This is a genomic window from Variovorax sp. P4_D9 (genome assembly GCF_056401695.1).
The window spans coordinates 1-7,741 of sequence record NZ_JBFUIU010000434.1 but is presented as its reverse complement, the minus strand read 5'-3'; the positions used below and the strand labels follow the sequence as shown (position 1 = coordinate 7,741).

At 64.5% G+C, this 7,741-nt stretch carries 8 protein-coding genes; all 8 read left to right on the top strand.

Going from position 1 to position 7,741, the window contains the following annotated elements; genetic code table 11:
* The coding region (locus AC1DY5_RS34135; RefSeq protein WP_478118725.1) for a Bug family tripartite tricarboxylate transporter substrate binding protein at positions 1 to 642 on the top strand (642 nt) is incomplete at its 5' end.
* 15 nt (positions 643 to 657) lie between these two features.
* A complete protein-coding gene (locus AC1DY5_RS34130) occupies positions 658 to 2,070 on the top strand; it encodes an FAD-dependent oxidoreductase (protein ID WP_478118723.1) in 1,413 nt (470 codons plus the stop codon).
* Positions 2,071 to 2,101: 31 nt separating this feature from the next.
* The gene (locus AC1DY5_RS34125; protein ID WP_478118721.1) at positions 2,102 to 3,088 is read left to right on the top strand and encodes a cupin domain-containing protein; all 987 of its coding nucleotides are present in this window, start codon (positions 2,102 to 2,104) and stop codon (positions 3,086 to 3,088) included.
* Positions 3,085 to 4,281 (top strand): FAD-dependent monooxygenase, encoded by a 1,197-nt coding sequence (locus AC1DY5_RS34120; protein WP_478118719.1) that lies wholly within the window; start codon positions 3,085 to 3,087, stop codon positions 4,279 to 4,281. Before AC1DY5_RS34125 ends, AC1DY5_RS34120 begins: the two co-directional genes overlap by 4 nt.
* A gap of 43 nt (positions 4,282 to 4,324) precedes the next feature.
* Positions 4,325 to 5,206 (top strand): fumarylacetoacetate hydrolase family protein, encoded by an 882-nt coding sequence (locus AC1DY5_RS34115; RefSeq protein WP_478118718.1) that lies wholly within the window; start codon positions 4,325 to 4,327, stop codon positions 5,204 to 5,206.
* A gap of 11 nt (positions 5,207 to 5,217) precedes the next feature.
* Positions 5,218 to 5,943, top strand: coding sequence for a TetR/AcrR family transcriptional regulator (locus AC1DY5_RS34110; protein ID WP_478118716.1), 726 nt, complete (start codon positions 5,218 to 5,220; stop codon positions 5,941 to 5,943).
* Positions 5,944 to 5,976: 33 nt separating this feature from the next.
* Positions 5,977 to 6,975, top strand: a complete 999-nt coding sequence (locus tag AC1DY5_RS34105; RefSeq protein WP_478118714.1) for a Bug family tripartite tricarboxylate transporter substrate binding protein — start codon at positions 5,977 to 5,979, stop codon at positions 6,973 to 6,975.
* A gap of 528 nt (positions 6,976 to 7,503) precedes the next feature.
* A partial coding sequence (locus AC1DY5_RS34100; protein ID WP_478118713.1) for a hypothetical protein occupies positions 7,504 to 7,741 on the top strand: 238 nt, incomplete at its 3' end.

Sequence of the window (7,741 nt, the reverse complement as noted above, 5' to 3'; positions counted from 1 at the left end):
AACAAGGACTACACGGCGATCTCTCTGCTGGCCGAATTCCAGACCGTGATCTTTGTGAACCCCAAGACCGGCATCACGTCGATGAAAGGCTATATTGACCGCGCCAAGGCCAACCCCGGCAAGCTTTCATATGCCTCAACGGGCTCTGCCCAGCCCTACACGCTGGCGACCGAACTGCTGAAATCGAAGGTGGGCATCGACGTGCTGCAAGTGCCGTTTCCAGGCGCTGCGCCCGCGACGCAATCGGTGGTTGCCGGTGACGTGGATTCGGCCATGTTCGATGTCGGAGGCTCGGCGCCCTTCATCAAGGCCGGTCGCCTAACGCCACTGGCCGTTCTGGGCAAGAACCGCGTGGCCTCGCTGCCTGACGTTCCCACACTCACCGAGGCGGGCATCACCGGCGTCGACATCCCGATGATCTGGATGGGCGTAGTCGGCCCGGGCGGTCTGCCACCGGCAATCGTGCGCAAGCTCAACGAAGAGATCAACACGGTGCTGCGTGGCGAGGAGATGACGGCACTGCTCGCAGCCCAATCGCTCACACCGCTGGTCGCGTCACCAGAGCAGATGGACGCGCAAATCAGGGGCGACATCAAATCCTGGGGCGCCGTCATCAAGCAACTCGGCGTCCAGCTCGACTGAACCAAGGAAATCGCAATGAAGAACGCTACCTTGCATCACGATGTGGTCGTGGTGGGCGCCGGCATGGCGGGTCACTGCGCAGCGCTCGAAGCCGCGCGCATTGGTGCTTCAGTGGTGCTGCTTGAGAAGATGCCGGCATATGGAGGCAGTACCGCGATGTGCGGCGGCGCTTTTGCCTTCGCCGGTACCCGTGTGCAGAAAGAGCAGGGCATCGCCGATACGCCCGAACTGCTCGAGCAGGATTTGCTCACCTGCGGCCACCATGCCAACGACCCGCAGGTGGTGCATGCCTACGCCGAGCACCAGTACGACGCCTACCGCTGGCTCGAGTCTCTGGGCCTCGATTTTGACAATGTCACGCTGAGCGGCGGCCAGTCAATGCCACGCCTGCACAGCCTGGATCCGAAGCACATGTTGCGTGTGTTGCACCAGGCGCTGCTGGATGCAGGCGGCGAGTTCCGCGCCAATGCGGGCGCGCGCCGGTTGCTCACCAGCGGCGAGGACACCGAGCGCCGGGTCATCGGCGTAGAACTAGAGAACGGCGAGCACATGATGGCCCAGGGTGGCGTGATCATCGCGACCGGCGGTTTCTCGCGCTCGCGCGAGCTTGTAGCCCGCTTCGCGCCGCATCTGGCCGACGCCAAACCCATGGGGGGCGAAGGCAATACGGGGGACGGTCTGCGCATGGCCTGGGCGCTGGGCGCCGACCTGGTCGACATGGGCTTCACCAAAGGCACCTTCGGGGCGCCCGCCACGGCGCCGCTCGCAGGCAAGGAAAAGATCGCGCCGCACCTGGTGCACACCATGTACAAGGGCGGCATCGTCGTGAACACGGATGGCCATCGCTTCGTGAACGAATCGCTGTCGTACAAGCTGATCGGCGAGGAATGTCTGAAGCAGCCCGGCCGCATCGGCGTGCAGGTGTTCGACCAGCGCATCATGGACCAGTCCGCACCCTTCCCCACGGTTGACGACTACAACTCGGCACTCGAAGCCGGGCTGATCCAGCGCGCGGRCTCGCTGGACGAACTCGCCGGGCTACTCGGCCTGCCGGCCGAGGCACTGAAAGTCACCGTGGCACGCTACAACGCAGCGGCCGAAGGCCGGGGTGGCGACGAGATGGGCCGTGACTGCCTCACGGCAGGCTACGGCGCGGTACCGACGCTCTCGGCGGCGCCGTTCTACGGCATCGCCTGCACCACCGGTCTCAACTCGACCTACTGCGGCCTGCGCACCGACGCGGGTGCCCGCGTGCTGGACGTGTTCGATCAACCGATCGCAGGCCTCTACGCGACAGGCGAGGTCATGGGCGGTCTGCACGGCGCCTCCTACCTGAGCGGATCGTCGCTCGCCAAGGGCTGCATCTTCGGCCGCCTCGCCGCGCGGGACGCCTACCGGCGCATGGGCCAGGCACTGATTTCCACTTGATCCGGACCTCGTTCACACAGGAATCACGTCTATGTCTGAAGTCCTAGAAACACCCCCATCGCGTTACGACGCGATCCGCAACGTGGACGAACTTATCCGTGCCATTGATGCGCAGAACTGCACCCCTGGCTGGGTCGCGCGCAAGCAGCCGCTGATGTGGCGAAGTCCTCTCTCTAAGTTTGTCCCGGTGCATTGGCGTTTCGCCGAGATTCGCCCGGCGCTGCTGGCGGCCGGCCGCGTCATCGGCACCGACCTCGCTGAGCGGCGCAACTTCGTGCTGCGCAACCCGATCGAAGGCAATGATTTCGCGACCACACGCACGCTCGTGGGGGCCTACCAGTCGATCCTGCCAGGCGAGAAGGCACGCTCGCATCGCCATTCGTCACACGCTCTGCGCGTGATCATCGAGTCGCGCGGGTCGTACTCGGTGGTCAACGGCAAGCAGCACCCGATGGAGACGGGTGACATCGTCCTAACCCCCGGCAATCACTGGCATGGCCACGGTCACGACGGCGATGCGCAGGCATTCTGGTTCGACTGCCTGGACCTCCCGCTCGTGCACCTGCTGGAGCCCATGAAGGCGGAGGACCACCCCGAGCACTGGGAGCAGAACGCCGAGCGCGTTGACCACTCGCCCATGCGCATCGAATGGGCCGACATGGAGCGTCGGCTTGCGGCGGCCAGCGCCGACGGTCTCGATGCCTCCTTCTTCGGCAAGACCGTGGACGTCACCTCCAGTTTGATGCCCACAATCACGATCAAGGTTCACCAGTGGGCCGCGGGCTGGCAGGGCGGCGCCTACCGGCGCAACGCCAATGCCATCTACGTCGTGCTCAGGGGTAGCGGCACCAGCGCCGTTGGTGACGAGCATTTCCACTGGGCCTTTGGCGACGTGTTCGTGGCCCCGCTGGGCGTGCGCGTGGCGCACGCGGCGCGCGAAGATGCGGTGCTCGTGGCCCTCACCGACGAGGGCCTGATGAAGTTCTGCGGCTATGACGGACTGGAGGCCTGCGAATGACGCGACCGGTCCTCATCGTCGGCGGCGGCCTGGGAGGCGTGGCGACCGCGCTTGGCCTGGGCCAGCAGGGCCGCAGCGTGCGGCTACTCGAACAATCGGCCGAGATTGCGCCCATCGGCTATGGCGTGCAGATCGGCCCCAATGTGCTGCCCGTGCTCGAGCGCTTCGGCCTGGGCGACGAAGTGCGTCGAGCCTCTTATCTGCCCGACGACCTGCTGTTGCTGGACGCGTACACCGGCGAGAAGCTGGTGCGCGTGCCGCTTAAGGGAGAGGCCTTCGAGCGCCGCTACCCCGCACCCTACATCGCCATCCACCGTGTGGATCTGCATGAGATCCTGTTGAAGGCGGTACGCCAGCTGCCCAGCGTGGACCTGAACCAGGCCACCACCGTGAGCGGCTACACCCAGACCGCCGACGCCGTGCAGGTGCAGACCGAGGCCGGCGAAAGCATTGAGGGCTGCGCCCTGGTTGCAGCCGATGGCCTGCGTTCGCGCCTGCGCGCGCAGATGCACCCCGAAGATGCCTCGCGCGACACCGGGTACGTCGCTCACCGCACTATCGTGCCGATGCGCGAGGCGCCGGTCAGCCTGCAAAAGCGCTCGGGCGTCACCATGTGGACAGGCGACGGTTTCCACGTCATCTACTACCCGCTGCGTGAGCGCACCGAGATGAACATCGTCGCCGTGTTCCGCGTGCCCGCAGGCCTGGAGCCCACCGACAACGACGGCTATAGGAACTACATCGATGACACCGCCGCCAGCGCCCAGTCGGAGGTACGCGACGTGATCTCCGTGGTCAATCTCGAGCGCCGATGGGCCATCGGCGACCGCAACCCACTGCGGCGCTGGGCCGATGGCCGCGTGACGCTTCTGGGGGACTCGGCCCACGCCACGTTGCAGTCGCTCGCGCAGGGTGCGGGAATGGCCCTGGAAGACGCATCCGCCCTGACGGCGCTCATGGCGAAGGATCCCGAAAACCCAGTGCGCGCCTTCGCGGCCTTCGAGCGGCAGCGTTTCGTGCGCACCGCGCGCGTGCAACTCGAGTCACGCGCCCTTTGGCATACCTACCACTGCGGTGGCGCCGACGCCGAAGTGCGAACGCAGCAGTTGCAGGAGCGCACCACGGAAGACCTGTACCGCTGCTTCGACTGGCTCTGGAACCCGGCCGCCGCACGCGCCGCCGTGCCTGCCTGATGGATGGTGAACTGCAACGAGAAATTTGCGAAAGAAGCGCCGCATGAAATTCTGCCGATTTGACAATGACCGCCTGGGCCTGATCGAGGGCGATGAGGTGTTCGACATCACGCCCGCGCTCGATGCGTTGCCGCCGCTGCGCTGGCCAGTGCCGCTTGGCGACCCGCTGATCGCGCACTTGACCGCATTGATGGACGCCGCGCGCCTCGTGCCGCGCAGTGCGCGCCCGTACAAACTCTCGCAGGTACACCTGCACAGCCCGATCACCAGCCCGAGCAAGGTGATGGCCGCGCCGGCAAACTACCGCCTGCACGTGGAACAGGACACCAAGGACGAGGGCGTGGACCAAGGTGTGCACCGCAAGGCACTCGAGGGCGTGGAGCGCCCGGCCGAAAAGTACGGCCTGTTCCTCAAGGCCACTTCGGCCATCGCCGGGCCTGCCGAGGGCGTGAAGATCATCCTGCCCGAGCGGCGTACCGACCACGAGGTGGAGCTGGGTGTAGTGATCGGCAAGGCTGGCCATGCCATCTCGCGGGCCGATGCCATGTCGCACGTCGCGGGCTACTGCATTGGGCTGGACATGACAGTGCGCGGCGCGGAGGACCGCAGTTTCCGCAAATCGCCCGACACCTATACCGTGCTCGGCCCCTGTTTCGTCACTGCCGACGAAATCGCCGATCCGCACGCGCTGACGATGTCGCTCTGGGTGAACGGCGAACGGCGCCAGCACAGCTCGACGGGCGCGATGACCATCGACATCCCGGACCTGATCGAGCTCGCTTCGCGTCTCTACACGCTATACCCGGGCGATGTGATCCTGACTGGAACGCCCGAGGGTGTGGGACCAGTGGTGGCCGGCGACGAGATCCGCGCGGCCTGCGAGGGCATTGGTGAGATGACACTACGGGTTTCCAGCCACCCATAGAGATACACGCCATGCCCAGGCCGCCCGCACCCGCACGCCCCCGCCGTACCCAGGCCGAACGCACCCAGTCAACCCAGCGCAAGCTGATCGACGGTGCCATCGATTTGCTGAAAAAGAAGCGATATGCAAGCTTTCGCACCGCCGAGGTGGCCGAGCACGCGGGCGTGTCCAAAGGCGCGCAGACGCACCACTTCCCTTCGAAGGACATGCTGGTGCTGCAGGCGCTAGAGGAGGTCTATCGAAGAACGCAACAGCGCGCGATAAACCGCATCGAAGCCGGTCGCAATGCACCTGAGCAGTTGTTGGAGCAGTTGGTGGCCGACAGCCGCGAGTTCTTCCTGGGCGACGACTTCCTGCTCTCGCTCGACCTGATGATGGTGGACCCAGGCTCCACGCTCGGTAGCGATGTGAAGCGCCTGGCACAGTCATATCGGCTGCCAGTGGAGCAAGCCTGGCTGGACGCACTGGTGGAGGCTGGTCATCCTGAACGCCAAGCCAACGACGTGGTTCGCCTGACCTTCGCGATCGCGCGCGGCTTCGGCGTCCGGCAGCTCATCGCGGGAGAGGATGAGGAGTTCCAGCACCTCATGGACTCATGGATGCGAATGGCCAAAGCAATGCTCCTGCTTTCGTCATCGCCTTCGGCGCACGCGGATCAAGGTGCTTCCGGCTCCTCTGTCAGTCGTCCTTCAAGAGCCTCGCCACCGCGACGCACCCGCAAGAAAGATCCCAGCTGAGCTACCACAACCAGCACATTCAAAAGAGACAACATGACCGACTGCTCCCACACCCGTCCCAGCCGCCGCACAGCCCTGCTGCATGTGCTCGCAACCGGATTCGCTGCATCGACCAGCCTGCCGATATGGGCGCAACAGCTTTCCTCGCGTCCAATCAAGGTTGTTGTTGGTAGCCCCCCGGGGGCGCTCGGTGACGTGATCGCCAGACTCATGGCACAGAAGCTTGGCGAAGCGCTGGGCCAKCCGAGCATCGTGGATAATCGCGCGGGCGCCAGCGGGGCTATCGCCGCCGACTATGTCGCCAAGGCGCCGGGCGACGGCCACACGCTCCTTGTGGCGCCCGATGCGGTGATGGTGGTAAACCCCTTTGTCTTCCCCAAGTTGCCCTACGACCCGACCAAGGACTTCCGTTCCGTCGCGCTGTTGGGTAAGGCCACCCTGGTGCTGCTGGTCAGCCCCGCGCTCAAGGTAAAGACGTTCCCCGATTTCGCCCAGCTCGCAAAGTCCAAACCCAAGGCAATCAACTTTGGCAGCGGCGGTTCAGGCCACCCTTCTCACATGGCAATGGAACTGGTCGCAAGCCGCCTCGGCTTGCAAATGACGCACGTTCCGTACAAGGGCACGTCACTTGCATTGCAAGGCCTCATGGCAGGGGACGTCGATACGGTGATCGTTAGCATGGCCGAGGCGATGCCACAGGTGAAGGCCGGCAATGTGATCCCGTTGGCAACCAGCGGCCCGGCCGCGAAAGAAGTGTTCCCCAACCTACCGGAATTCAAGGAGTCGCACGCCGATCTCGACATCGCAGTGTGGTTCGGCGTGTTTACCGCCGCGTCTACACCGGCCGACGTCGTGCAAAGGCTCAACGCAGAAGTCAACAAGGCGCTGGCACAGCCGGATGTGACGAAGCGACTAGCCGACTTCGGCCTTACGGCCACCCCCGGCGCGCCGTCAGTGCTGGATCAACTGATGACCGCAGACCGAGCACGCTTTGGACCGCTGGTGAAGACATTGGGGATCACCGCGAATTGAACGGCCCCGAATCGCATCGAAGCATTCGCGCCTGCGAGGAAGTGGCAATCGGATCGTCAGACCCGCGACCGCCGCAGGGCTGCCCTAAGTTCCAACCGTTGCCTGACGTCGCGGTCGTGCCAAGGGCTGCTTTCGGGCCTCGAGGTCTGGACGGCAGACGTCTGTTCAGGGCCCCGACCGCCAGTTCGGAAGATGCGGAAGCAGCCGTTCACAGGCGATTTCGTCCGGGTCGTCAGTTGCCACCGCATCTGACCGCTGTCGCCGAACTTGGATCTCCTAGTCGACCGCGGCGAAGGTCGAGTTCCGAAGGTGGACCGGTCGCTCGCGAAGAAAAGTGTCAAGGTCGGCTTCTATGGGGACTTGTTTGTCAAGCCTTTTCAATTAGCGTATCGCTTCATTGCGTAACACCTTGTGTATTGATGAGCGGATGAGGCAAGTCGCGTGGCATTGGATGAGCGTCCTGATCCGAGGTCGGGGCGTGACGAGCGTTCGAGCCAGTGCCCGGACGAACTTCTATCCGTGCAGGGCGTGGACACCCTGCACCTCATGCTGCATGCGCGCGAAGATGCGCACTGGCAAACCCCGGTTACCGGCGCGCCCCTTCTTTTGGATCGGTCACTACGCAGTGACCCGCCGACCTTTCGGGCGCGTCGACCTTTGATCATCATGATGCATTCCTTGCCAGCGTTGGAAGAAAGCTGTTCGGGACTTCAGGCAGTGGTCGGCTTGAGCAAGGCTCCGGCCGGGATCTCGCCGTCCTGCAGAT

What these genes read in the sequence shown, in the direction of transcription:
- AC1DY5_RS34110 (WP_478118716.1), top strand. Translation starts at nt 5,218, where the DNA reads ATGCCCAGGCCGCCCGCACCCGCACGCCCCCGCCGTACCCAGGCCGAA.
- AC1DY5_RS34120 (WP_478118719.1), top strand. Translation starts at nt 3,085, where the DNA reads ATGACGCGACCGGTCCTCATCGTCGGCGGCGGCCTGGGAGGCGTGGCG.
- AC1DY5_RS34125 (WP_478118721.1), top strand. Translation starts at nt 2,102, where the DNA reads ATGTCTGAAGTCCTAGAAACACCCCCATCGCGTTACGACGCGATCCGC.
- AC1DY5_RS34115 (WP_478118718.1), top strand. Translation starts at nt 4,325, where the DNA reads ATGAAATTCTGCCGATTTGACAATGACCGCCTGGGCCTGATCGAGGGC.